At 62.0% G+C, this 24,743-nt stretch carries 25 protein-coding genes; 3 read left to right on the top strand and 22 right to left on the bottom strand.

Going from position 1 to position 24,743, the window contains the following annotated elements; all coding sequences use genetic code 11:
- Positions 1 to 93 precede the first annotated feature (93 nt).
- The gene (locus tag AC1DIJ_RS11555; RefSeq protein WP_112385045.1) at positions 94 to 2,520 is read left to right on the top strand and encodes a DNA translocase FtsK; all 2,427 of its coding nucleotides are present in this window, start codon (positions 94 to 96) and stop codon (positions 2,518 to 2,520) included.
- Between the two features lie 21 nt (positions 2,521 to 2,541).
- On the opposite strand, the gene AC1DIJ_RS11550 is transcribed toward AC1DIJ_RS11555, so the two are convergent.
- The 15 genes from AC1DIJ_RS11550 to phnG form a co-directional block, all read right to left on the bottom strand.
- On the bottom strand, positions 2,542 to 3,051 hold the full coding sequence (locus AC1DIJ_RS11550; RefSeq protein WP_112385046.1) for a GrpB family protein: 510 nt from the start codon (positions 3,049 to 3,051) through the stop codon (positions 2,542 to 2,544).
- Between the two features lie 14 nt (positions 3,052 to 3,065).
- Entirely contained in the window at positions 3,066 to 3,665 is a 600-nt protein-coding gene (gene phnN, locus AC1DIJ_RS11545) for a phosphonate metabolism protein/1,5-bisphosphokinase (PRPP-forming) PhnN (protein WP_112385047.1), read from the bottom strand.
- Complete coding sequence (locus AC1DIJ_RS11540; RefSeq protein WP_112385048.1) at positions 3,662 to 4,801, bottom strand: alpha-D-ribose 1-methylphosphonate 5-triphosphate diphosphatase; 1,140 nt, start codon at positions 4,799 to 4,801, stop codon at positions 3,662 to 3,664. Before AC1DIJ_RS11540 ends, phnN begins: the two co-directional genes overlap by 4 nt.
- Before the next feature lie 11 nt (positions 4,802 to 4,812).
- Positions 4,813 to 5,508, bottom strand: coding sequence for a DUF1045 domain-containing protein (locus tag AC1DIJ_RS11535; RefSeq protein WP_112385049.1), 696 nt, complete (start codon positions 5,506 to 5,508; stop codon positions 4,813 to 4,815).
- Between the two features lie 131 nt (positions 5,509 to 5,639).
- Positions 5,640 to 6,980 carry a phosphonate ABC transporter, permease protein PhnE gene (gene phnE, locus AC1DIJ_RS11530; RefSeq protein WP_112385050.1) on the bottom strand — a complete coding sequence of 447 codons (1,341 nt, stop codon included), beginning with the start codon at positions 6,978 to 6,980 and terminating at the stop codon, positions 5,640 to 5,642.
- An 8-nt stretch (positions 6,981 to 6,988) separates the two neighbouring features.
- A complete protein-coding gene (gene phnE, locus AC1DIJ_RS11525; protein ID WP_112385051.1) occupies positions 6,989 to 7,960 on the bottom strand; it encodes a phosphonate ABC transporter, permease protein PhnE in 972 nt (323 codons plus the stop codon).
- A gap of 67 nt (positions 7,961 to 8,027) precedes the next feature.
- On the bottom strand, positions 8,028 to 8,933 hold the full coding sequence (gene phnD, locus AC1DIJ_RS11520) for a phosphonate ABC transporter substrate-binding protein (protein ID WP_112385052.1): 906 nt from the start codon (positions 8,931 to 8,933) through the stop codon (positions 8,028 to 8,030).
- A 92-nt stretch (positions 8,934 to 9,025) separates the two neighbouring features.
- Positions 9,026 to 9,871: a phosphonate ABC transporter ATP-binding protein gene (gene phnC / locus AC1DIJ_RS11515; RefSeq protein WP_477831396.1), complete on the bottom strand. Its 846-nt coding sequence runs from the start codon at positions 9,869 to 9,871 to the stop codon at positions 9,026 to 9,028.
- 115 nt (positions 9,872 to 9,986) lie between these two features.
- Positions 9,987 to 10,604: a DapH/DapD/GlmU-related protein gene (locus AC1DIJ_RS11510; protein ID WP_112385054.1), complete on the bottom strand. Its 618-nt coding sequence runs from the start codon at positions 10,602 to 10,604 to the stop codon at positions 9,987 to 9,989.
- Positions 10,601 to 11,311 (bottom strand): phosphonate C-P lyase system protein PhnL, encoded by a 711-nt coding sequence (gene phnL, locus AC1DIJ_RS11505; RefSeq protein ID WP_112385055.1) that lies wholly within the window; start codon positions 11,309 to 11,311, stop codon positions 10,601 to 10,603. Before phnL ends, AC1DIJ_RS11510 begins: the two co-directional genes overlap by 4 nt.
- A gap of 2 nt (positions 11,312 to 11,313) precedes the next feature.
- Entirely contained in the window at positions 11,314 to 12,090 is a 777-nt protein-coding gene (gene phnK, locus AC1DIJ_RS11500; protein ID WP_112385056.1) for a phosphonate C-P lyase system protein PhnK, read from the bottom strand.
- Positions 12,087 to 12,965, bottom strand: coding sequence for an alpha-D-ribose 1-methylphosphonate 5-phosphate C-P-lyase PhnJ (locus tag AC1DIJ_RS11495; RefSeq protein WP_112385057.1), 879 nt, complete (start codon positions 12,963 to 12,965; stop codon positions 12,087 to 12,089). Before AC1DIJ_RS11495 ends, phnK begins: the two co-directional genes overlap by 4 nt.
- Positions 12,962 to 14,068, bottom strand: a complete 1,107-nt coding sequence (locus AC1DIJ_RS11490; protein WP_112385058.1) for a carbon-phosphorus lyase complex subunit — start codon at positions 14,066 to 14,068, stop codon at positions 12,962 to 12,964. The genes AC1DIJ_RS11495 and AC1DIJ_RS11490 overlap by 4 nt, the downstream gene beginning before the upstream one ends.
- Before the next feature lie 3 nt (positions 14,069 to 14,071).
- Positions 14,072 to 14,680, bottom strand: a complete 609-nt coding sequence (gene phnH, locus AC1DIJ_RS11485) for a phosphonate C-P lyase system protein PhnH (protein ID WP_112385059.1) — start codon at positions 14,678 to 14,680, stop codon at positions 14,072 to 14,074.
- Positions 14,680 to 15,144, bottom strand: a complete 465-nt coding sequence (gene phnG, locus AC1DIJ_RS11480) for a phosphonate C-P lyase system protein PhnG (RefSeq protein ID WP_112385060.1) — start codon at positions 15,142 to 15,144, stop codon at positions 14,680 to 14,682. The genes phnH and phnG overlap by 1 nt, the downstream gene beginning before the upstream one ends.
- A 100-nt stretch (positions 15,145 to 15,244) precedes the next feature.
- On the opposite strand from phnG, the gene phnF reads away from it, so the two are divergent.
- The gene (gene phnF / locus AC1DIJ_RS11475; protein WP_112385061.1) at positions 15,245 to 15,982 is read left to right on the top strand and encodes a phosphonate metabolism transcriptional regulator PhnF; all 738 of its coding nucleotides are present in this window, start codon (positions 15,245 to 15,247) and stop codon (positions 15,980 to 15,982) included.
- A 48-nt stretch (positions 15,983 to 16,030) separates the two neighbouring features.
- Here phnF and AC1DIJ_RS11470 read toward each other — a convergent pair whose 3' ends face one another.
- The 7 genes from AC1DIJ_RS11470 to AC1DIJ_RS11440 all read right to left on the bottom strand — a co-directional run bounded on the left by AC1DIJ_RS11470 (position 16,031) and on the right by AC1DIJ_RS11440 (position 22,659).
- Positions 16,031 to 16,666, bottom strand: coding sequence for a 2,3-bisphosphoglycerate-dependent phosphoglycerate mutase (locus tag AC1DIJ_RS11470; RefSeq protein WP_112385062.1), 636 nt, complete (start codon positions 16,664 to 16,666; stop codon positions 16,031 to 16,033).
- Between the two features lie 21 nt (positions 16,667 to 16,687).
- The gene (gene dapB / locus AC1DIJ_RS11465; protein WP_112385063.1) at positions 16,688 to 17,512 is read right to left on the bottom strand and encodes a 4-hydroxy-tetrahydrodipicolinate reductase; all 825 of its coding nucleotides are present in this window, start codon (positions 17,510 to 17,512) and stop codon (positions 16,688 to 16,690) included.
- A gap of 18 nt (positions 17,513 to 17,530) precedes the next feature.
- Positions 17,531 to 19,312, bottom strand: a complete 1,782-nt coding sequence (locus tag AC1DIJ_RS11460; RefSeq protein WP_112385064.1) for an ABC transporter ATP-binding protein — start codon at positions 19,310 to 19,312, stop codon at positions 17,531 to 17,533.
- Between the two features lie 93 nt (positions 19,313 to 19,405).
- The gene (locus AC1DIJ_RS11455; protein WP_112385065.1) at positions 19,406 to 20,431 is read right to left on the bottom strand and encodes a glucokinase; all 1,026 of its coding nucleotides are present in this window, start codon (positions 20,429 to 20,431) and stop codon (positions 19,406 to 19,408) included.
- 12 nt (positions 20,432 to 20,443) lie between these two features.
- A complete protein-coding gene (locus tag AC1DIJ_RS11450; RefSeq protein ID WP_112385066.1) occupies positions 20,444 to 20,824 on the bottom strand; it encodes a methylglyoxal synthase in 381 nt (126 codons plus the stop codon).
- A gap of 85 nt (positions 20,825 to 20,909) precedes the next feature.
- Complete coding sequence (gene mepA / locus AC1DIJ_RS11445; RefSeq protein WP_477831395.1) at positions 20,910 to 21,977, bottom strand: penicillin-insensitive murein endopeptidase; 1,068 nt, start codon at positions 21,975 to 21,977, stop codon at positions 20,910 to 20,912.
- Positions 21,978 to 22,086: 109 nt separating this feature from the next.
- A complete protein-coding gene (locus AC1DIJ_RS11440; protein ID WP_112385068.1) occupies positions 22,087 to 22,659 on the bottom strand; it encodes a hydrolase in 573 nt (190 codons plus the stop codon).
- A 116-nt stretch (positions 22,660 to 22,775) separates the two neighbouring features.
- Between AC1DIJ_RS11440 and AC1DIJ_RS11435 the strand changes: the two genes are divergently transcribed.
- On the top strand, positions 22,776 to 24,611 hold the full coding sequence (locus AC1DIJ_RS11435; protein ID WP_112385069.1) for an extracellular solute-binding protein: 1,836 nt from the start codon (positions 22,776 to 22,778) through the stop codon (positions 24,609 to 24,611).
- Positions 24,612 to 24,743 lie beyond the last annotated feature (132 nt).

Genomic DNA, 24,743 nt, shown 5'->3' with positions numbered 1-24,743 from the left:
ATGCGCGCGGCATTTTAACGCGGAAGGAAGGAACTTATTAACCTTCCTTTTCTAATCCGTTCAGGTCGGTAATTTGAGTGAGCAGCAGGTCGCATGCGTTTTCCCAGAACGAACTTGACGGATGCCGCGGAGATTTCTGCGGAAGTTGACGTGCATCAGGATGAAGACGGCACAGGCGAGCGCCCGGCGCCGCCGATCTGGCAGAGCAATTTTTCGCTGGCGCCGAATGTCCGGTTCACCCGTACGCCGGAGAACCTGCTGCGCCGCACCCCGCCCGAAATCCCGCAGCTGGATGAGCCTGTAGAGGTCGTCGTCGCGGAAGCCGCTCAGGCCGTGGAAAGCCGTACGCCGATCGTCGTCGATGTCCCCTTCGACGCGCATGCCCCGCAGCTCGCGCCAGCCGTCCGCGTCCCGGTCCCGCCGGTGACGCGCGTGGCGGCACAGCCTGTCGTCAGGCCACCGTTACTGCCCATCGTCCGCACACCGGCCCCGCCCGCTGCACCCGTTCACGTCCCGTCTTTGCCGGAAGCGCCTCTGACGGCAGAGCCGTATCATGCTGCCGGTGAGCTTGCCTCGATTTCGGACTTCGCCTTCTGGGAGGTCATGGCCTTCGAAGAGGGCGCTGCACCTGCCGCGCCGCAGTTCCACCCGATTCCGATGTCGAAGGTGGAGGTATCCGCCGAGTCGATCATCGCCAATTTCCGCGTCATGGAATGGCACCCGCACCGGCGCATGGAACCGGCGCCTGCCGCCGCTCCATCTGCAATCGCTCCGGCGCCGATCGCGGCACCGGCGCCCGCTGCGCCAGCCCCCGTGGCCGCCCCGCCCCAGGCAAAGCCAGTTCAAGCGGCGGCACCCGTGCCACAGCCGGCACCGGTAGAAGCCCGCACGCAGCCGATCGCACCGATCCCGGTCCGCACACCCGCCGTCGCCCCGGTGACGATGCCGGCGCCGCGTCTGGCCGCTGCAAAGCCTGCTGTCGCCAAGGTCGATGCATCCGGTTACGAATTCCCGCCGAACGAGTTGTTGCAGCAGCCGCCGGAGCGGCTGGGCGAAATTATGACCCAGGAAGCGCTCGAGCAGAACGCCGGCCTCCTCGAAAGCGTGCTCGAAGATTTCGGCGTCAAGGGCGAGATCATCCATGTCCGTCCCGGCCCGGTCGTCACCCTCTATGAATTCGAACCGGCGCCCGGCGTGAAGTCATCGCGTGTCATCGGCCTTGCCGACGATATCGCCCGCTCGATGTCGGCTCTTTCGGCTCGCGTTGCAGTGGTGCCAGGGCGCAACGTCATCGGTATCGAACTGCCGAACCAGACGCGCGAAACGGTCTATTTCCGCGAGATGATCGAAAGCCAGGATTTCGCCAAGAGCAGCTACAAGCTGGCACTCGGCCTCGGCAAGACGATCGGCGGCGAGCCAGTGATCGCCGAGCTTGCGAAGATGCCGCATCTGCTCGTGGCCGGTACCACCGGTTCCGGCAAGTCCGTTGCCATCAACACGATGATCCTGTCGCTGCTCTACCGCATGTCGCCGGAACAGTGCCGCCTGATCATGGTCGATCCGAAGATGCTGGAGCTGTCCGTCTATGACGGCATTCCACACCTGCTGACCCCCGTCGTCACCGATCCCAAGAAGGCCGTGATGGCGCTGAAATGGGCGGTCCGCGAGATGGAAGAGCGCTATCGCAAGATGTCGCGTCTCGGTGTGCGCAATATCGACGGCTATAACGGCCGCGTGGCACAGGCCCGCGAAAAGGACGAGACCATCCACATTATGGTCCCCGTCGGCTTCGACAAGGGCACTGGCGCGCCGATCGAGGAGCAGCAGGAGCTGGACCTGACGCCGATGCCTTACATCGTCGTCATCGTCGACGAAATGGCCGACCTGATGATGGTCGCCGGCAAGGATATCGAAGGCGCGATCCAGCGTCTGGCGCAGATGGCACGTGCGGCCGGTATCCACCTGATCATGGCAACGCAGCGTCCCTCTGTTGACGTCATCACCGGCACGATCAAGGCCAACTTCCCGACCCGTATCTCCTTCCAGGTGACGTCGAAGATCGACAGCCGCACGATCCTCGGCGAGCAGGGTGCTGAGCAGCTGCTCGGCCAGGGTGATATGCTGCACATGCAGGGCGGCGGCCGCATCGCCCGCGTCCACGGACCCTTTGTATCCGATCTCGAAGTCGAAAAGGTCGTGGCACACCTGAAGACGCAGGGCCGTCCGGAATATCTGGATACGGTCACGGCGGGTGACGAAGAAGAAGAGGAAGCCGAAGACAGCGCCGTCTTCGACAAGAGCGCCATGGGCGCCGAGGATGGCGACGAACTCTATCAGCAGGCGGTCAAGGTCGTGCTGCGCGATAAGAAGTGCTCGACCTCCTACATCCAGCGTCGCCTCGGCATCGGCTACAACCGCGCCGCATCGCTGGTGGAACGCATGGAAAAAGAAGGTCTCGTCGGCCCGGCAAACCATGTCGGCAAGCGTGAAATCGTCTCGGCGCGGGGCGAGGGCGAGTAGGTATGCGACTGCAGCGCCGGTTTAACGGCGCTGCAATTCAGCTAGGCGCACCGTCTCGCGAACAAACTCCGTCTTTCCGCCGGTATAGTAATCCCAGTCGTCATCCGCCTCGCCCATCAGCCGCAGCTTCAGCGCGGCATAGGCGGCTGCCCTGTCAGAATGCGTCTTGAGATAATCGCGAAACAGGATGCGGTCGCGCAGCACGTGGTTCTCCAACGTGCAGAGATAGAGCCGCGTCCCATAGGAGCCTCGGCCGCTGGTGAAGGTCCAGCTCTGATCGCCGTATTTGTCGCCGTGATAAGTGTAGCCGGGCACCGCCTGCATCCGCTCGACGGCCGTGGCGACAATCTCCAGATCAGCAAAGGCCGCATGCAGATCGATCTTCGGCTTTGCCGCCAATCCAGGAACGGAGGTGCTGCCGACATGGTGGAACACCGGCGCCAACCCGGCGAACACCGGCGCGAGTTCGGCGCTCACCTGCGCAAAGAGATTCGGCCAGCTGTCATCGTAGGGAACAACGACGATGGCCATGGGATCTCCTTCGATCAGCCCACTTCCGCGAGGAAGCCGTTCAGCGTGTCGACGATCTTGCGTTCGGCCTCGGCCAGTGTCCCGCTATTGTCGAGATTGGTGACGTCGTAGTCGCCGCGAACCGTCAGCGAGCCGCGGGCAAGACGGGCCATGATGTCTTCATGGGTTTCGCGGCCGCGGGCTTCGAGGCGGCCTGCGAGCACCTCAGGCCGGGCCGTGACGTTGATCACCTTGAGACGGGGGAAGGCGGCCTGGAAGTGGTGCAAGGCCGAGCGTGAACCGTTGGCGATGACCATGTGTCCCTTGCCGAGCGCCACGGACACCTCAGCCGGAATGCCGTATTTCAGGCCATGCGCTTCCCACCAGACGGCGAAGCTGCCGGATTGCTCCATCGAGGCAAAGCCGGCATCCGATACCGAGAGATGGTCTTCGCCGCCGGCATCGCCATCACGGGTGATGACGCGGCGGACGAAATGCACGTCGGGACGGCTGCCGAAATGCTGGGCAGCGACGGCGATCAGCGTATCCTTGCCGGCGCCGCTCGGGCCGACAACGACGACCATGATGCCGCGTTCGCTGCCGGGAACGGCGTGGGGTTCGTGCGACGGGATCATGCGACACGGCGTCCTTCGCGCCAGACGGAACGGGTGACCGGCACGCCTTCGTCACGGAAGACGCGCACCAGATCGGCGCGCAGCCCCGTGGCGATCCGGCCGCGATCGTCGAGGCTGACGGTGCGGGCCGGCGTCGAGGTGACCATGGCGATCGCCTTCGGCAGCGAAATGGACTCGACCTCATCGGCGATGATGAAGGGCGCATAGAGCATGCTGAGCGGCACGTAATCGGAAGACAGCACATCCAGCACCCCGCGCTCGGCGAGATCGCGGGCGGCGATATTGCCGGAATGCGACTTGCCGCGCACGATGTTCGGCGCACCCATCAGCACGCTCATGCCGTGTTCATGCGATGCCTTGGCGGCGTCGAAGCTCGTCGGGAACTCGGCAAGGCGCACGCCGTTCTCGATCGCCTCGTCCACGTGATCGAGCGTTGCGTCGTCGTGACTGGCAATCGTGATGCCGCGTTCCTTGCAGATCTTGGAAATGGCGATGCGGTGGGGAGTAGAGTTGCGGGCGGATTCGGCAAGCCGCTTCTCGATGAATTTGGCGAACACCTCGTCGGAGAGGCCGCGCTTCTTCTGATAGTAGAAGATGTACTGGTCCATGGTCTGGAACTGCCGCTGGCCGGGAGCGTGGTCCATCAGCGAGACAAGACGGACATAGGGGTCGTTCTCGAAGTCGGCGAAATGCTCCATAACGTTGTCGGCCGAGACCTCGCAGCGCAGATGCAGCAGATGCTCGGCCCGCAGGCGGCCTTCCTGTTCGGCCTTCTGGATGGCGTCGGCCATGTCACGCATCTCGCCGCGATCGAAGCCGCCATCCTCGTCCGCGCCCATGCGCAGGCAGTCGAAGACGGTGGTGATGCCGGAGGTGACGATCTGCGCATCGTGCGCCTGAATCGCTGCCGTCTTGTGCCAGCGCAGGCCGGGGCGTGGCGAATAGTGGCCTTCGAGGTGGTCGGTATGCAGTTCGACGAGGCCGGGGAGCAGGTAGTCGCCCTCGAAATCCTCGCCATGGGCCGAGTTGCCCTCGGAAATGTCGGCGATCTTGCCGTCGCGGATCAGCAGCGAGCCGTGAAGGATGTCATCCTCGAGAATGATGCGGGCGTTGGAAAGCACGGTCTCTTTTGTCATTGCATCGTCTTTCAGCGTTTGGTGCCGGTAAACGGCAAAAGGCTATGAACCTTGAAATCGGCGCCGCGTGTCTCCTCGGTGAAGACGGCGATGCCGGAAATGGAAAGCGGACGTCCGGTGAAAGCGCCAAAACGCCGCTCCAGGATCGATTTCATCAGCGCCGAGCGCTCGTCCGGAACCTGGCCGGTCAGTGTCATGTGGAAGCCGAAATCGTCCATGACATAGGGGTAGCCCCAGCGCATCAGATTGGCTCTCTGGCTTTCCGTCAGCTTCTCCGGCTTGCGCCTGGCAATATCGGCCTCGGACAGGGCGGCACGCAGCGGCTCGAAGGACTTTACCACGCTTGCGGCAAAATCCTGAAGCGGCGGATGCAGCGAGCCGGGCACGAGTGCGAAGAACCGGCCAAGCTGGCCGAGTACCAGTTCGGGAATTTCAAAGGCCGAAGTGCGGGCCGCGAAGTCCTCGACCACGGCCATCAGGTCGCTCTCGGTCACCGAGGAAGCAAGCGCGAATGGCGCCTTGATTGTCGCGTGGAAGCCGTAGCGGCGCGGATCTGCGGTCAGTGTCAGCTGCTCTTCGGCAGGAAGCCTCGCCTCTTCGGGAGCCGGGTAAGTTTCATCGGAAAACGCATCGCGGCCAAGCCATTCGGCAGCCGCCCGCGTCAGGAAATCATCCTGCGGCGGCGTGAAATAGAGAGCGTATCGCAAAGGTCTTGTCCCGGGAAAACGTCAGAAACAGGGGTCGCAATGTCAGTGATTTGACCGCGGACTGCAAGCTCGTTCCCGGCTAAAAGATTTCCGTGACAGAATGATGATGACGCCGTGGCGCCATCATCTTTTTAATGTGTCTTGCTGCCCATCAGCCGGTGGCGAAGCGCGTTAGAGGCCATGTCGAACAGGAAGACGACGATCAGGATCAGGATGACCATATAAGCGACGTTCTCCCAGTTGGAGTTCGTGCGCATCGCTTCCCAGAGCTTCAGGCCGATGCCGCCGGCACCGACGGCGCCGATGATCGTAGCGCCGCGGACATTCGATTCCCACTGGTAGAGCGTCTGGCTGACGATGACTGGGACGATCTGCGGGATGATGCCGTAGCGATGCACGAGCATCGTTGAGGCACCCGTCGACTTGATGCCTTCGCGCGGCTTGTTGTCGATATTCTCTAAGCCTTCCGAATAGAGCTTTCCGAGCGTTCCCGTCTCCGTCAGGAAGATGGCGCCGGAACCGGCAAGCGGCCCGGGGCCGAAAGCACGCGTCAGGAACAGCGCCCAGATCAGCATGTCGACCGAGCGCAGGAAGTCGAAAAAGCGCTTGAGAACCTGGTTCAGCAAGCGGTTCGGCGTGATGTTGCGCGCCGCCAGGAAAGCCAGCGGGAACGCCACCAGCGAACCAAGCAGCGTGCCGAGGAAGGCCATGACGATGGTCTGGAAAAGCTTGGTCCAGACGTCGCCGTGCTGCCAGGCCGAATTGTTCCAGATATTGTCGAAGGCAAGCGAGATGTTCGACTGGCTGGGGTCGAGGCGCGGGCCTGAAACGATCAGGCTCAGAACTTCGCCGGCCGGCTTATCGAAGAAGGGCGAATGCGTGTCGAAGACGAAATTCGCCCAGCCGAGGAAACGCTTGCGCACCTTTACGCGGTCGGAGGCGATGCTGACGTCACCGGCAAAGCCGAGATCGGCAAGCACGTTATCGTCATAGACGGTCATCCAGGAAGGGACTTCGCCGACGACCTTCGGGGCGCCCGATGAGAGATCGACGGGAACGCTGATGCCGTGGGCATTGACTGTCGTCATCGCCTTGGTAACCACGACCGTGCGGTTCGTGCCGCTGACGAAAACGGTGACGCTGCCGGGCTCGTTCTTCACCCAATCAGGATGCGGGTCGTCGCCGAGCGGCGAGAAGCGTGGGTAGCGCGTCTCGATCGAGCCGTCCTCTTGAATGCGGAATTCGGGCTGTACGTCATAGCTCACCCACTGGCTGAGATAGATGCCGACGCGCTCCCAATGGGCTTCGGCGAGTAGCTTCGGCAGGTCGAAGAACCAGACGGCGTAGAGACCATAGAGCAGCGTCGCGATCACGATTAGCAGGGCGCCGAACCGCTGGCGGAACGAGCGGTGGAAATATTCGGGATAGCGCGCCTCGATCTCGTGCATCCGGTTTGCGTCGATCACCGTCATGGCAGGCCTCAATGTTGCAGAAGGAAAGCGTGCTCGCCGACCAGACGGCGGCGCAGCCATGCGGAGAACTGATCGACGGCAACGATCGTCGCGAAGAGCAACAGCACGAGAGCCACCGTCTTCGCGCCGAAGCCGCGCGAGATGGAAAGCTTCAGCTCCTCGCCGATGCCACCGCCGCCGACTGCGCCGATGATGGTCGAGGCGCGCACGTTGATCTCAAGGCGCAGCAGCGCATAGGAGGCGAAGTTCGGCATGACCTGCGGCATGGCGGCGAAACGGACGCGCTCCAGCCAGTTGGCGCCGACCGCCTTCATGCCTTCATCCGGCTTCATGTCGATATTCTCGACGACTTCGTAGAACAGCTTGCCGAGCGCGCCGATCGTGTGCAGCGACACGGCGATGATCGCGGCCACCGGACCGATCGACAGGATCGCGGAAAACAGGCCGGCGATGACGATCTCCGGAAAGGCGCGCAGGAATTCCATTACCCGCTTCGAAAACACCCGCAGCGGCCAGTTCCTGGTCAGATTGCGGGCGGCAAAGAAGCTTAGCGGCACCGCGAAGATGAAACCGATGATCGTTGAAACAAGCGCGACGTTGATCGTGATGATCATCAGCTCGAAATATTCAGGAATGTAATAGTGGCCGAAAACATAGACCCGGCCCTTGGCGAAGTTGAACTCCTCGCCGCCCTTGTCATTCGGGCTCGCCAGATCGAACAGCGCGCGCCAGACGTCATGCCAGTCCTTGGGGATCAGCCAGCTCAGGAAGTCGAAGAGATGCGGAAGGCGGTCGAAGAAGTGACCCGCATTGCTTTCGTCGGCGAAGCGCACCGAGCTTACGAAGGCGATCAGAAGCAGGATCAGACCGATGCCGGTATAGAGACGGCGGCGCGCCACCATGCGGCCCCAGGCATCGCCAATCTCTCGGCTGCTCTGCTGGGTTTCATGCGCGTGGATCCGGGAATCGGCAAGGGTCATGGCGTGTCCGCTTCTTCGCAGGAAAAAGGGCGGCCAATGACGGCCGCCCCCAATGAATGCCAGTCGATCAGCCGCCGATGGCAGCCTTACGAACGTCTACAACGGCGTTGTAGAATTCGTGCGTGACAGGCGCGTAGCCCTTGTAGTCGCCGCCTTCGATAGCGGTGAAGCACTTGTGGTCCTTCTCCGGCAGAGCCGTGAAGAATGCAGCCAGCTTCTTCTGCCACTCTTCGCCGAGCTCGTTGCGAACGACGAGCGGGCCGTTCGGGATCAGCGGCGAGCGCCAGACTTCGACCAGCTTGTTCGGGTCGACAGCGCCCTTGTCGACTTCCTTGCGGAAGGTGCCGGAGGTGTAGCCGTCCTTGAAATCGCCGAGGCCCGAGGAGTCGTCAACAGCAACGTCGACCTTGCCGTCATAGGCAGCGAGAAGGTTGTTCTCGTGACCGCCGTTGAACTGCGTGGAGGCGAAGAACTGGTCGTTCGGCATGCCCGTGTCCTTCGGGATCTGCGTCAGCGGAACGAGGTAGCCCGAGGTGGAGTCCGGATCGGCGTAGCCGAGCTTCTTGCCCTTGGCGTCGGCGATTGTCTTGATGCCGGAGGACTTCAGTGCGAGACCGATCGAGTAGTAGCCGGTCGAGCCGTCCTTCTGCTGCGTGGTCAGGATCGGGGTAACGGCCTTTGCGTCCTTCAGGTAGACGGCTGCATAGCCGGAAGCGCCGAGTTCTGCGAAGTCGAGCGTGCCGCCAAGGAGACCCTGGATAACGCCGTCGTAGTCGGCGGCCGGGAACAGCGAAACCTTTTCGAAGCCGAACTCGGTCTTCAGGTGGTCGGCGAGGCAGGCGTAGTTGCGCAGGCGGTCGGTTTCGTTTTCGCCACCGAGAATGCCGACGCGGAATTCCTTGAGGTCTGCAGCATGCGAAACGCCGGAAAGCGCGAAAAGCGCCGTCGCGGCAAAGAGTGCTTTCTTCAACATGGTACTCTCCTGATTGACCGGTGTCCCCGGTGGTCTCTCTTGATACGAAGAACTGTGCCCTTGACGCGGGCTCTCGATCGCAGCCGTCTCGCTCAGAGACCGGCCAGCGCCAGCGGTTGCAGGCCGGCGGATGGATGGGCGGCAGCTGCCGCCGGAATGTTGATCGATGTCGACGTCATAGTTTCGTCGATACCGGCGCCGTCCTTGTCGGTGCCGTAGATTTCCTTGACAGCAGACGCATCGAGGTCGCCGGGCTTGCCGTCGAAGACCACGCGGCCACCGGCCATGCCGACGATCCGTTCGCAATAGCTGCGGGCGGTGTCGAGCGTGTGCAGGTTGGTGATGACGGTGATGCCTTCGCGCTCGTTGATGTCGCGCAGCGCGTCCATGACGATCTTGGCGTTCAGCGGGTCGAGCGAGGCAATCGGCTCATCGGCGAGAACCATCTTCGGCTTCTGCATCAGCGCCCGGGCAATCGCCACGCGCTGCTGCTGGCCACCCGAAAGCGTGCCCGCAAGCTGCAGCGCCGTCTGCTCGATACCAAGGCGTTCCAGAGCGGCAATCGCATGGATGCGCTCTTCGCGGCTGAAGATGCTGAGCAGCGAGAGCATCGTCGGACGATGGTTCAGGCGGCCGAGCATCACGTTGGTCAGCACATCGAGACGCGGCACCAGATTGAACTGCTGGAAGATCATCGCGCAGTCGCGCTGCCAGTTGCGAAGCGCCTCGCCACGAAGCGACGAGACTTCCACGCCGCCGAAACGGATGGAGCCGGAGGTCGGCTCTTGCAGGCGGTTGATCATCCGAAGAAGAGTGGATTTGCCGGCGCCCGAACGGCCAATGATGCCGACCATCTGTCCTTGCGGAATATCGAGCGTTACAGAATCCACTGCCAGCTTTTTGCCAAAACGGCGGGTGACATTCTTCAGCTCGAACATCATGCTCTTCCTTGCAATCCGGGACCTTCGTCTCGCAGTGCATTAGTCCCGCTTGATGAACCTCCAATGTCAGTTTTGTGTAATGACTGTCACAAACGGCCCAGGCGATGGCGCTTCACGCGCCATGCCGGCTAAGGAAATCTTCCGCCGAAAGCGCGCGGAAATGGTCGAGTGCCGAACGCAGCTTCGAATGCTCCCAATCCCACCAGGCAAGCTTGTCCATCCGATCGCCGACACCCTTGCCAAACCGCTCGCGGATGAGCTTTGCCGGCACGCCGCCGACGATCGTGTAGGGGGCGACATCCTTGGAGACGACGGCGCCCGCGCCGATCACGGCGCCGTTGCCGACCGTCACGCCGGGAAGGATCGTCGCGCCATGGCCGATCCAGACGTCATGGCCGATCGTGACGCGATTGGACCGGCGCCACTCGAAGAAGTCGGTCTCCATGTCCGCATCCGGCCAGTAGTCGGTGGCGCGATAGGTGAAGTGGTGCAGCGTCGCGCGCCATGTCGGATGGTTGGTGGCGTTGATGCGCACCGCGGCGGCGATATTGACGAACTTGCCGATCGTCGCGCACCAGATCGAACCGTCCTGCATGATGTAGGAATAATCGCCGAACTCCACTTCGCTGATCCGGCACCGTTCCGAGACTTCGGTATAGCGGCCGAGCGTGGTGTCGCTGACCGATGCTGTCTCGTGGATATAGGGCTTTTCGCCGATCTGCCGGGTCATGCCGCTATGGCCTTTCTGGGAGAAAATTTCTGGACGTCGAGAATGCGGTCGGCGGCGGCTTCGCGCACTTCCTCGTCGTGGAAGATGCCAAGCAGGGCAACGCCCGCCTTCTTCTTGTCCGCGATCATGCCGACGACGACAGCACGATTTGTGGCGTCGAGAGAGGCCGTGGGCTCGTCGAGCAGCAGGATGGTATGATCGGTGATGAAGCCGCGGGCGATGTTGACGCGCTGCTGCTCGCCGCCCGAGAAGGTCGCGGGCGGCAACTGCCAGAGTGCCTCCGGCAGGTTGAGCTTTGTCAGCAGGACGGCAGCCCGCTCACGCGCCTCGCTCGCCGCTACGCCGCGGGCAAGCAACGGCTCGGCAACGACGTCGAGGGCTGCAACGCGCGGCACGGTGCGCAGAAACTGGCTGACATAGCCGAGCGACTGCTTGCGCACCTCGATGATCGTGCGCGGATCGGCTGAGGCGAGATCGACGACCTTGCCCTGGTGATTGACGAGTATCTGGCCGGTATCGACAACATAGTTGCCGTAGATCATCTTCAGGAGGGAGCTCTTGCCAATGCCCGAGGGGCCGCCGAGCACGACGCATTCGCCTGCGGCAACCGAGAAGGAGACATCCGAGACGACGGGCAGCTTGATGCCGTCGCGCAGATGCATGGTGAAGCTCTTTGCGACTTCCGAAACGACGAGTGGCGTTGCCATGGTCACACCTGCAGGATGGAGGAAACGAGAAGCTGGGTATAGGGCTCGCGCGGATCGTCGAGCACGCGGTCGGTGAGACCATGCTCGATGACATTGCCGTCCTTCATCACCATCATCCGGTGAGACAGCAGGCGCGCGACCGCGAGATCGTGGGTGACGACGATTGCCGCAAGGCCGAGATCGTTGACCAGGCCGCGGACCAGATCGAGCAGGCGGGCCTGCACCGAGACGTCAAGGCCGCCGGTCGGCTCGTCCATGAAGACGAGGCGAGGGCCGGTCACAAGATTACGGGCGATCTGCAGGCGCTGTCGCATGCCGCCGGAGAAGGCACGGGGCTGATCGTCGATGCGCTCTGCATTGATCTCGACACGCTCCAGCCAGTCGATGGCCGTCGAGCGGATCTTGCCGTAGTGCCGGTCGCCGATCGCCATCAGCCGCTCGCCGACATTGGCGCCGGCCGAAACCGTCATGCGCAGGCCATCGGCAGGGTTTTGGTGCACGAAGCCCCAGTCGGTGCGCATCAGGAAGCGGCGCTCGGCCTCGTTCATGCGGTAGAGATCACGGTAGCTGCCGTCGCGCATGTGATATTCGACGCTGCCGGTGGTCGGCATCAGGCGGGTCGAGATGCAGTTGAGCAGCGTCGTCTTGCCCGAACCGGATTCGCCGACGATGGCCAGCACTTCACCGGGCCAGAGATCGAAGGACACGTTCCGGCAGCCGATGCGGTTGCCGTAGAATTTCGAGACGTCGTTGACTTTGAGAAGCGGTGTGTCGGTCATTCCGCAGCCTCCTTGGGCGCAAGCATTTCGCCGGCATGGCCGTGCTCGCGGCGGTCTTCGCAATGGTCGGTATCGGAGCAGACGAACATCCGCCCGCCCTTGTCGTCGAGGATGACCTCGTCGAGATAGACTTCCTCGGCGCCGCAGAGCGCGCAAGGCTTGCCGAAGCGCTGGATCTCGAAGGGATAGTCCTCAAAGTCGAGGCTGACGACGTCGGTATAGGGCGGCACGGCGTAGATGCGCTTTTCGCGACCGGCGCCGAAGAGCTGCAGCGCATCGGACATGTGCATCTTCGGATTGTCGAATTTCGGCGTCGGCGACGGGTCCATGACATAGCGCCCGGCAACCTTCACCGGATAGGCGTAGGTCTTCGAGATCCGGCCGTTATGGGCGATGTCCTCGTAGAGCTTCACATGCATGAGGCCGTATTCCTCAAGCGCATGCATCTTGCGCGTCTCGGTCTCGCGCGGTTCGAGGAAACGCAGAGGCTCAGGAATCGGCACCTGATAGACCAGCACCTGGTTGGCGGCGAGTTTCTCTTCCGGAATGCGGTGACGCGTCTGGATGATCGTCGCGTCCTTGGTATGCGTGGTGACCGCCACATTGGCGACCTTCTGGAAGAAGGCGCGGATCGAGACGGCATTGGTCGTGTCGTCGGCGCCCTGGTCGATGACCTTGAGTACATCGTCGGGGCCGATGATCGAAGCCGTGACCTGCACGCCGCCGGTGCCCCAGCCATAGGGCATCGGCATTTCGCGGCTGGCGAAGGGCACCTGGTAGCCTGGGATGGCGATCGCCTTCAGGATGGCGCGGCGGATCATCCGCTTCGTCTGTTCGTCGAGATAGGCGAAGTTGTAGGTGGCGAGATCAGTCATTCGGCTGCTTCCTTCATTGCTTCGCCGTTGCGGCGGCTTGCCTCGAAGTCGCGACGCATGCGGCGTACGAGATCGAGTTCGGCCTGGAAGTCGACGTAATGCGGCAGTTTCAGATGCTCGACGAAGCCGGTCGATTGCACGTTGTCAGCATGCGAGATGACGAATTCCTCGTCCTGCGCCGGTGCAGTGACGTCTTCACCGAGTTCGCCGGCGCGCAGCGCGCGATCGACCAGCGACATCGACATCGCCTTGCGCTCGCTCTGGCCGAAGACCAGACCGTAGCCGCGGGTAAACTGCGGCGGCGCCTTGGCCGAGCCCTTGAACTGATTGACCATCTGGCATTCTGTCACCTGGATGGTGCCGAGCGAGACGGCGAAGCCCAGTTCCGGAACATCGAATTCGACTTCCACCTCGCCGATGCGGATTTCGCCGGTGAAGGGATGGTTGCGGCCATAGCCGCGCTGCGTCGAATAACCGAGGGCCAAGAGGAAGCCTTCATCGCCGCGGGCCAGCGCCTGCAGCCGCAGATCCCGGCTCATCGGGAATTCCATCGGCTCGCGCGTCAGGTCACCGATCTCGTGATCCTCGGGCATATCGCCGTCACCCTCGATCAGGCCTTCCTGGCCGAGGATCTCGGAAACGCGGATGACACGGCCGGTTTCGGCCTGGCGCTGAGCCGGCTCCTCGACGGCTTCGTCGGTCAAAAGCGATGGGTCGAGCAGGCGGTGCGTGTAGTCGAAGGTCGGGCCGAGCAGCTGGCCGCCTGGCAGGTCCTTGTAGGTTGCCGAGATACGGCGCTCGATAGTCATGCGGCTCGTGTCGAGCGGCTGTGAATAACCGAAGCGCGGCAGCGTCGTACGGTAGGCGCGCAGCAGGAAGATCGCTTCGATCATGTCACCACGCGACTGGCGCACCGCAAGAGCCGCCAGCGTTCGGTCGTAGAGCGAGGCCTCGGCCATGACGCGATCGACCGCGAGAGCCAGCTGGGCAACGATCTGCTCGATGCCGATGGCCGGAAGCGAGCGGTCGCCGCGGCGCCGGTCGGCGAGCAGGCGGTGAGCATTGGCGATGGCGGCTTCGCCACCTTTGACTGCAACATACATGGCTCACATCTCCGTTGCGGTAATTTTGGTGGTGCGCGGCAGGCAGAGGAAACTGCTGCCCGCCGTCAGAACGATGTCGATGCCACGCGGGAACAGGGTGCGGTTCTCGTTCCAGAGGCGGATGAACGTCTCCGGCAATCCCGACGGCGCGATTTCCGTCACGGTCTTGATCCCCGGTCCCATCAGCGCCAGCGTCTTGCCGCCTTCGAGCGAAGCGATCTCGATAACAACAGTCGTCGAGCGGTCGGGATATTCCTGCGTGCCCGGCGCGAAGAGTCCGAAAGACGAAACTGCCATGCCGCTGTCGACGAACGCGAAGCGCGCCTCGGCCTTCTCGGTCGTGACGGTCGCACCGGTATGAAAGCTCAGCCAGCCCGGCACCGCAGATTTGTTGAGCGCAGGCGAAAGCCAGACGGGCGTGTCGTGATCGCAGAGCGTCAGTGCGATTGCACCGGCCGCGACGCCAAGGGGAGCCGGCGGCGCAGCATCGGGCGCCAGCGTCTGGACTGAGCCCGGGCGGGCCATCGCATCCATCATCGCCTTGAAGACGCTCTGGGCCTGGAAAACCGGCCCGGCAAAGCCGCCGGTCAACGTATCGGTCTTGAGTTCCATCAGTCTTCTCCCCGCACCATGGTGAAGAAATCGACGCGGGTCGCGGCCGTCTCGTCGGCCTTCTGCTGCGCTGCGGCGGCAACGTGGCGGGCGATCGGCTGAAGCAGCTTTTCCTCGACGAAAGCCCTGCTTGCCTCTTCCTGCCAGAGAGCATCGAAGATAGCGGCAAGCCGTGCCTTCTTCCGATCGGTGCCGAGCGACTGGCCGTGGCCGACGGTCCCGCTTCCCAGCCGGATCGTTGCACGCGTGACCGTCACTTCGCCGAGATTGAAGGGCGAGCCGCCGCCGCCAATACGGCCACGAACCATCACCAGCCCTGTCTCGGGGCCGCGCACCGCCTGCACTTCCGGTTTGTCCGCAAGCGCCTCCCAGGCGTCATTCAATTCGGCAAGGTCGGAGCGGGCGAGGAGATCGACCACTCTTTTCCTGCTGTCGGCTGCCTCGATTTTCTCTGCTGCTCTCATCGCCACATCCTTCGAAAGGTCTATTGATATAGACAACCATACAAGATATGGTTACGCTTAAATCGGGGACGTGACAAGCGTGTGACACGGCAGGGGTGAAATGGCTGGGCTGAAGCAGGTGCAAAGGCAGACGGGGGTGGCGCTATGGCGTCAGATAGCGGATCGAATCCGCGAGGCAATCACCCGCGGTGCCTATGATGAAACGGGCATGGTGCCACCGGAAACGATGCTCGCCGAGCAGTTCGGCGTCAACCGGCATACGGTTCGAAGTGCCCTTGCCGCGCTGGCGCAGGAAGGCATCGTCCGCGCCGTGCAGGGTCGTGGCACGCTGATCGAGCGCCGGGAACGCCTGAACTTCCCGATCAGCAAGCGCACCCGTTTCACGACGGGTATCAGCGGTCAGGCAAGAGAAACGCGCGGTTTCCTGCTGGCGGCTGCCGCAGAACCCGCTGATGCAGAGGTCGCTCGGTGGCTGAAGATGCGCGTGGGCGACGCTGTCATCAGGCTGGAGACGACGAGGGAGGCCGACAAGCGCCCGGTGTCACGGGCGACGAGCTGGTTTCCGGCGACGCGCTTCGGCGATATCGCAGAAACCTATCGCAAGACGGAATCGATCACCAAGGCCTTCGCGCTGCTTGGCTTGCAGGACTATGTGCGCGCAACGACGGAGATTACCGCCGCGCATGCCGACGCCGGGGATATCGCCGATCTTGAGCTCACACCGGGCGCGATCCTGCTGATCACCAAGGCGATGAATACCGATCTCGACGGCACTCCCGTTCAATATTCTATCACCCGCTTTGCTGCCGACCGGGTGCAGTTCACCATCGAAAACTAACAAAAGCCGGGCGCTTGGCCCGGCTTTCCAACTGATTGCGAATCCGGCTCAGTGTGCGGCGGACATGTCGCCCAGCACTTCCTTGGAAGCGACGGTGGAATCGGCCTTCAGTTTGTAGACCATCGGAACGCCGGTCGCGAGATTGAGGTCGAGGACCTGCTCACGGGTCAGGTGGTCGAGCACCATGACCAGCGAACGCAGCGAGTTGCCGTGAGCCGCAACGAGAACCTTCTCGCCACGAAGAACGCGCGGCAGGATTTCCGTCAGGTAGTAAGGCCAGACGCGGGCGCCCGTGTCGCGCAGGCTTTCGCCGCCCGGAGGCGGGACGTCGTAGGAGCGGCGCCATATATGAACCTGCTCCTCGCCCCACTTGGCGCGGGCATCGTCCTTGTTGAGGCCGGACAGATCGCCGTAGTCACGCTCGTTGAGAGCCTGATCCTTGATCGTCTGCAGGCCGGGCTGGCCAACCTTGTCGAGGATGAGCTTCAGCGTGTGCTGCGCGCGGGTCAGCGCAGAGGTGTAGGCGACGTCGAACTTGATGCCGTAGTCTGCCAGCGCCTGGCCGCCGGTCGTGGCTTCCTGAATGCCGAGCTCGGTCAGGTCGGGATCCTTCCAGCCGGTGAAGAGGTTCTTCAGGTTCCAGTCGCTCTGGCCATGCCGAACGAGAACGAGTGTGCCGCTCATAAAAGTCTGCCTCCGTGGGGATTATTGTGAAGAGAGCCCGAGGACATCGAGCATGGAATAGAAACCCGGCTTCTTGTCGCGCGCCCAGAGCGCCGCCTTGATGGCACCGCGTCCGAAGATCGAACGGTCCGCTGCGCTATGCGACATCGAAACGATCTCGCCTTCGCCGGCAAAGAGAACCGAATGCTCGCCGATCACGGACCCGCCGCGCAACGTCGCAAAGCCGATCGTACCCGCTCCGCGGGCGCCGGTATGACCGTCACGAACGCGAACAGACTGGGTCTTCAGGTCGACAGCGCGGCCATTTGCAGCGGCTTCCCCGAGCAACAGCGCAGTGCCGGAGGGCGCATCGACCTTGCGCTTGTGATGCATTTCGAGAACTTCGATATCCCAGTCTTCTGGCGAAAGTGCCCGCGCTGCCTGTTCGATGAAAACGCTGAGAAGATTGACGCCGAGGCTCATATTGCCCGACTTGACGATGCGCGCATGGCGCCCGGCCGCCTGGATCTTGGCATCGTCGGCATCCGAGCATCCCGTCGTGCCGACGACATGGACGATGCGCGCCTGTGCGGCCAGTCCGGCAAATTCGACGCTCGCGGCCGGCGAGGTGAAATCGAGCACGCCCTCGGCATGCAGGAAGGCGGAAAGCGGATCATCGCCGATGATCACGCCGTTCGGTCCAAGCCCGGCCAGTTCGCCGGCATCGCGGCCGACGAAAGGCGATCCAGCGCGCTCGATCGCTGCATGCAATGTCACGCCGTCGATGGAATCGATCAGCCGGATCAGCGTCTGGCCCATGCGCCCTGCTGCTCCAACCACAACCAGTTTCATAGCAGCGTCGCTCATATCAGTCGTATTCCCGTATCAGATGGAATTCGAGGCCGCCGGCCTCTGGAGATTGTTGAGGCGAGCGTAAAGTCCGTCTTCGAGCTTCGCAAGCGTCTCGTGATTGCCTTCCTCGACGACACGGCCCTGCTGCATGACGACGATCTTGTCGGCGCGCACCACGGTCGATAGCCGGTGCGCGATGACGACGACGGTACGGCCGGTCATTGCCTCGTCGAGTGCCTTCTGCACGGCCGCTTCCGATTCCGTATCGAGCGCTGAAGTCGCCTCGTCGAGCAGCAGGATCGGTGCATTGCGCACCAGCGCACGCGCGATCGAAAGGCGCTGCCGCTGACCACCGGAAAGCGTCACGCCATTCTCGCCGACCGCTGTGTCGTATCCGTCGGGCTGGGCCATGATGAAGTCGTGGGCATAGGCGAGGCGGGCTGCTTCCTCGATTTCGGCATCCGTGGCATCAGGGCGGCCATAGCGGATATTGTCGCGGATCGAGCCTTCGAACAGGTAGGGCTGCTGCGAGACATAGGCGAGCTGCTCGCGCAGCGACTGCTTGGTCACATGGGCGATGTCCTGCCCATCGACGATGATCTCACCGCTTTTCGGATCGTAGAAGCGCGGGATCAGATTGATGATCGTCGATTTGCCGGCACCCGATGGCCCCACAAGAGCCGTGGTCTTGCCGCCTTCTGCGACAAAGCTCACATCGCTCAGCACCGGGTCGTTGCCATAGGCAAAGGAAACATTGCGGAATTCGATGCGGGCCTCGGTCGCCGTCAGCGGTTTCGCATCCGGCAGATCGCGCTGCCGCGGCTCCATGTCGAGCAGTTCATAGATCATCCGCGCGTTGACGGCGGCGCGCTCCATCTGCACCTGAAGCTTGGCGAGGCGGCGCAGCGGATCGTAGGCAAGCAGCAACGCGGTGATAAACGAGAAGAACGCGCCCGGAGGAACGTTGTAATAGATCGAGCGGTAAGCGGCGTAGGCCAGGACACCGGCCACGGCCAGACCCGCAAAGCTCTCGGTCATCGGCGCATTGCGTTCGGAGAGGCGGGCGATCTTGTTGGCGCGCTGCTCGGCGACCCCGATGATCTGATTGACCCGCTTCTCAAGCTCGCGTTCCATGGTGAACGCCTTGACGATCGCTATGCCCTGGATCGATTCCTGCATTGCCCCGAAAGCACGGCTGTTCAGGTGGATCGATTCTTTTGTGACATCCCGAAGGCGCTTGGAAAGATAGCGAAGTCCTAGAAGCAACGGCGGCGCCATCACGAAAATGATGACGCTCAGGATTGGATCCTGATAGACCATGACCGCGACCAGCGAGACGAAGGAGAGCAGGTCGCGTGCCGTCGAGGTGATTGTCAGGTTCATTACATCGCGGATACCGCTGACATTCTGGCTGACCTGGGCGGCGATCTGCGCCGAGCGCGTGTCGTTGTAGTAGCCGACTGACAGCGTCATCAGGTGCGCATAGATCCGCCGCTGGTAACGCGCGACGATATTATTGCCAACCTTCGACAACGCCACCGCCTGGCCATAACTGGCGAAACCACGCGCCACGAAGGCGATGAAGATTGACAGACAGATGACCCACACGATGTCGGCCCGCCTGTTGGCAAAAGCCTCGTCGATGATCGCGCGCATGATCCAGGCGGTATAGGCCGTCGAGAGCGCGACGATGATCAGGCAGACGATCGCGAAGACGTAGCCCATGACGTGCTCACGGCCGTTCTCGGCGATGATGCGCTTCAGTACGCTCGCGACCGTATCGCTATTCACGCTCTTGTTTGCGGGCGATTCCAAAAATTGCGCTTCCCGTTTCAGATCGTGTGCGTGGCAAGCCCGCGCACTCGCGGGGCTCTATAAAGATTTGCCAGCGGCTTGGCTAGACTGGCGCTAGCTCCGCCAGCGCCGCCCATCCGTCGAAACGCCGAAGGTCTCCGGTGCACGGGCGTAGAAGGAAAGTCCGGCCAGTGCCGCCAGCGGGTGCGTGACGACGAAGGTTGGGATGTCGCGCAGCCAGTGCGAGTGCGGCGCTTTGTCCTCGAAGGCGGCGCGGAATTCCGGTTTGCGGAGCGCCGGCAGGATCTTCTGCGAAATACCGCCGGAGAGATATACGCCGCCTTTCGCCATGAAAAGCATCGCGATATCGCCGGCCAGTCGGCCGAGATAGGTCGAAAACAGCGAAATGGTTTCGGCGGCAACGGGATCCGTTCCAGCGAGCGCGTGAGACGTCACATCGGCCGGATCGCTGTATTTCGGCTCGATGCCATCGGCAATGCAGATGGCGCGGTAGAGATGCACGATCCCGCGGCCGCAAAGAATCTGCTCTGCCGAAACACGCCCTTCGATCTGCTCGATATAGGGGAAAATCTGCAGGTCGCGCTCCGAGCGCGGACCGAGATCGACATGGCCGCCTTCGCCAGGAACCGGGATCCACAAGCCGCGCGCATGAACCAGGCCGCCAACGCCAAGACCCGTACCCGGCCCGAGAACGGCACGTGAAGCGATCAGGTCGCCCGAGGCTGGACCGATCTGTTCGCGTTCATCCGGCGCGAGCGCCGAAATTGCCAGCGCCTGTGCCTCGAAGTCGTTGACGACGAGAACATCCTCGATGCCGAGGCCCGATATCATCGTATGCGGCCGCACGACCCAGTCACAGTTGGTCAGCGGAATCTCGTCGCCATTGATAGGACCGGCAACGGCAAGAATGGCCGAACGCGGCCGCAGGTCCGTCTTTGCAAAAACGCCAGCCTTGATAGCGTCGTCGATCGTCTCGAAATCGGCCGTCCGGACATTCGGAAAATTGATCGCTTCGGCCGATGCGTCGGCGAGGATCGAGAAGCGGGCATTGGTACCGCCAATGTCGCCGATCAGGATCGGGAAGGGCATCTGGGCATCGCTGGCATCAAGCATGGACATGGCCTTTTCCGCTCAAGCTTTAAGGGTCGGAATGAGTTTATCGGCGGTCGCTTCGTTCAGCGCCATCGGAATATCGTAGACAATCGCAAGCCGCATCAGCGCTTTCACATCGACATCATGCGGCATCGGCGTCAGCGGATCGACGAAGAAGATCAGCGCACCGATCTCGCCCGTCGATATCAGCGCGCCGATCTGCTGGTCGCCGCCGAGCGGGCCGCTCTTCAGGCGCGTCACGTCGAGATCGGGGACGGCATCGAGAACGCGGCCGCCGGTGGTGCCCGTCGCGACGATCTTCCATTTTGCGAGAAGGTCGCGGTTGCGGCGGGCAAATTCCGCCATGTCGTCTTTCTTCTGGTCATGCGCAATCAATGCGAGGCATTTGCCGCCGGCCATCAAGAAGGACCTCCATCACGGGTTTCAATCGATTTGGCCGTTTCTATACCAAGCGTGCGATTTGAAACACAAGCCTGCGCTGCGATCATTGCATCGGCTTGTCGGCGGGAACCGGACCGGTGGGCGGCAGACCCTGATCCGAAACGGAAGGCGCCGCAGCTGGAGTCGCCGTCAGCGCGCTTGCCGCCGAAGGGCCGCCATAGGTCGCTGCCGCCACCGAGGCTACGGAAGGTGTATCGAGCACGGCCGCACAGGCCTTCGGTAGATCCGAAACTTGGCCCTCGCGCGGCGGCTTCGGTGGCGGAGTACCAGGCTTCGGCGGTGCGGGTTTTGCCCACGGTTCCTTGGTAAACCACCAGGCGAGCGACTTGTCGCAGCCGTCTCCGGCAGCAACAGGCGCCTGCGGCTTGCAGGCGGTGGCGCCCGGCGGGCACTTGATACGGATATGGAAATGCGAGTCGTGGCCATATTCCGGGCGCAGCTTGCCGAGATTGGCGCGGTCGCCAGTCCAGGTGTCGCACATCTTCTTCTTGATCGCGGGATTGACGAAAATCCGCTCGACCTGCGGATAGCTGGCGGCAAGCATCAGAAGTTCGGCGTGCGACTGCGTCCAGATCTTCGGATCGACGGTCAGGAACTTGCCCTTCTGCAGCATCGTCGTGAACGGCAGATCTTCACGCTGCTGCGCGCTCATGCGCTGCGATGGCATCGGGGTGAGCCAGATATCGGCATCGAGGCCGACCTGATGAGAGGCGTGCCCATTGAACATCGGTCCGCCGCGCGGCTGCGCGATATCGCCGACAAGTAGACCCGGCCAGCCTGCCTGTTGCTGCGCATCGCGGGAGAGCCGCTCTAGAAGCGCGATCATCGCGGGATTGCCCCAGCGCCGGTTGCGCGACAGCCGCATGGCCTGCCAGGTCGGGCCGTCGGCCGGAAGCGCAACGGCGCCCGACATGCAGCCCTTGGCATAGAACCCAATCGGTTGCGCCGGCCCCTGAGAGGGAAGCGAAACCGACCCGAAGATCGCTTTTGCACTCCCCGGGCTCGGCTGTTTCTGCTGCGCATCGGCGTCAGCAGATATGAGGCCGGCGCTCAATGCGCCCGCCAAGGCGAGTTTGCCGAAAATCTTGGACGAAGCGAGGYGGAGCGTCATGCGGGTTCCCGAAATTGCCAGGTGATTTGCGGTTGAATTTACCGTGAAAAGCAATTCTGGTGAATCGATGTTTTCATCACGCTTCGCGCGAAAGGCGGGCCGCTTCTGCTTAGAGATTGGCGAGGATATCGCTGGTCTTTCTGACGCGCGACAGCCGCGGCAGGATTTTCTCACACGCAAATCCGTGCATCTCCGCGGTGAAGCTCGTCATCGCRTCTTCGGCGGCAATGACCGCGTAGTTATGCGCATAGGCATCGCGAATGGTCGATTCGATGCCGAAATTGGTTGCGATCCCTGTAAGGATGACGGTCGTTATGCCTCGGCGGCGAAGCTGAAGATCGAGATCGGTGCCGTAGAACGCGCTCCACTGACGCTTGACGACATGGGCATCGACAGTCAGTGCCGCAATCTCCGGCGGCGCTTCGAGTGCGGCGGCGGGCAGTCCGCCTTTTGGGAAGCTCGCCGGTTCGTCGGCCGGCTGATTGACGGCGTCGGCATAGTCTGCAGAGAACCCGACGGTGACGAGTATGACGGTGCCGCCTTGTGATTTCAGCTGTCTGGCAATCGCCGCGGTGTTTTCAATGACGTGCTGAGCACTGTGAGGAGCAACCGGTCGGCTGGTGATAAAGGCCTGCAGGTCGATCGAGATAAGTGCGGTGGTCTTGGGATCGTAAAGGGACATGGGAGCTCCGAACGGCAGGTCAAAATTTCGCGAGATCGGCAAAAACCAAACTCTCTCCTGTTTTTCGCCTCCATTTCCCCTATTCTCGCTCGAACAGAAACAATAGGGGTTGGCGAATGGCGTTTGGCGGGTCGAAGAAAAGTCTGGTCGTTGCTCTTGTGGCTCTGAGCGTGCTGGCCTTGCCCGTCAAAGCTCAGGAGCAGAACTTCCAGATCGGCACGTCGTCCATCGGCGAACTCAAATACCAGCCGGGCTTCAAGCACTTCGACTACGTCAACCCGGATGCGCCGAAGGGCGGCGATGCCAGGCTGTCGACCGCAGGGACTTTCGATACATTCAATCCGCTGCTCTCGAAGGGAGATGCCGCGATCGGCTTGAGTTTGGTTTTCGAGACGCTACTCAAGTCAGCCGACGACGAAGTGCTTTCATCCTACGGCTTGCTAGCCGAAGGGGTTTCTTATCCCGCTGATGTTTCAAGCGCCACCTTCAGGCTCCGCGCCGAGGCCAAATGGGCGGACGGCCAGCCCGTCACCCCAGAAGATGTCATCTTCAGCTTCGACAAATCCAAGGAGCTCAATCCGCTTCTGTCGAACTATTTCAAGCACGTCGTGAAGGCCGAAAAAGTTGGCGACCGCGACGTGAAGTTCACCTTCGACGAGAAGAACAACAAGGAACTGCCGAACATTCTCGGCCAGGTCATCGTCTTGCCGAAACACTGGTGGGAAGCTGCGGGCGCCGACGGGAAGCCGCGCGACATCTCCAAGACGACGCTTGAGCCGGTCATGGGGTCGGGACCGTACAAGATTGCCGCCTTCTCCGCCGGGGCGACGGTCCGCTACGAACTGCGTGACGACTACTGGGGCAAGGACGTTCCCGTAAACGTCGGCCAGAACAACTTCCGCAATATTCTCTACACGTACTTCGGCGACCGCGATGTCGAGTTCGAAGCGTTTCGGGCCGGCAACACCGACTACTGGCAGGAAACACAGGCCAGCCGCTGGGCGACCGGATATGACTTTCCAGCCGTAAAGGATGGCCGGGTCAAGAAGGAAGACGTCCCCAATCCGCTTCGCGCGGCAGGAATCATGCAGGCACTGGTGCCGAACATGCGGCGTGACCTCTTCAAGGATGAACGCGTCCGTGAAGCGCTGAACTACGGCTTCGATTTCGAAGAGATCAATCGCACGGTGGCTTTTGGAAGCTACACGCGCGTTGACAGCTATTTTTGGAATACCGATCTCGCCTCTTCTGGCCTCCCCGAGGGCCGTGAACTGGAGCTTCTGCAGGGCCTCAAGGACAAGGTGCCGCCGGAGATATTCACCACGCCTTATAGCAACCCTGTCGGCGGCGATCCGCAAAAGAGCCGCGACAATCTCCGCAAGGCGATTGCCCTTCTGAAGGAGGCTGGCTGGGAAATCAAAGGCAACCGGATGGTGAACTCCGCGACCGGTCAGCCTATGAGTTTCGAAATCCTGCTTGCCAGTCCGATACTGGAACGCTGGGCCGTGCCCTATGCCAACAACCTGAAAAAGATTGGTATCGATGCACGGGTCCGTACTGTCGATGCCTCACAATATACCAATCGGGCACGCAGCTTCGATTATGACATGATCTGGAATGTCTGGGGTGAAACCATGAACCCGGGCAACGAGCAGGCGGACTACTGGGGTTCGGGTTCGGTGAACCAACAGGGTTCACGCAACTATGCCGGTATCGCCAATCCGGCAGTCGATGCTCTGGTGAAGATGATCATCTTTGCGCCCAACCGTGACGAGCAGGTCGCCGCGATCAAGGCGATGGATCGCGTGCTCTTGGCCAATCACTACGTCATTCCGTTGTTCTATCGGAAAACCTATTGGATCGCCTATTGGGACAAGCTCACGCATCCGGCTGCCTATCCGGAATATTCCATCGGCTTCCCCGATGTCTGGTGGTCGAAGGACGCGAAATAGCGGACTTGCATTGGCTGGGCCGCTAAGGTCCAAATGGTCCATTCGAATCACCATGAAAAGCCGGGCTAACCGGTGAAAGGCCCAGCGATTGACGACTTCTGACAGGATGCGCATCCCGGCGAAATTCAAGAC

This window comes from Rhizobium sp. 10N427, assembly GCF_056394605.1.
This window is presented reverse-complemented; position numbering and strand designations above follow the sequence as displayed.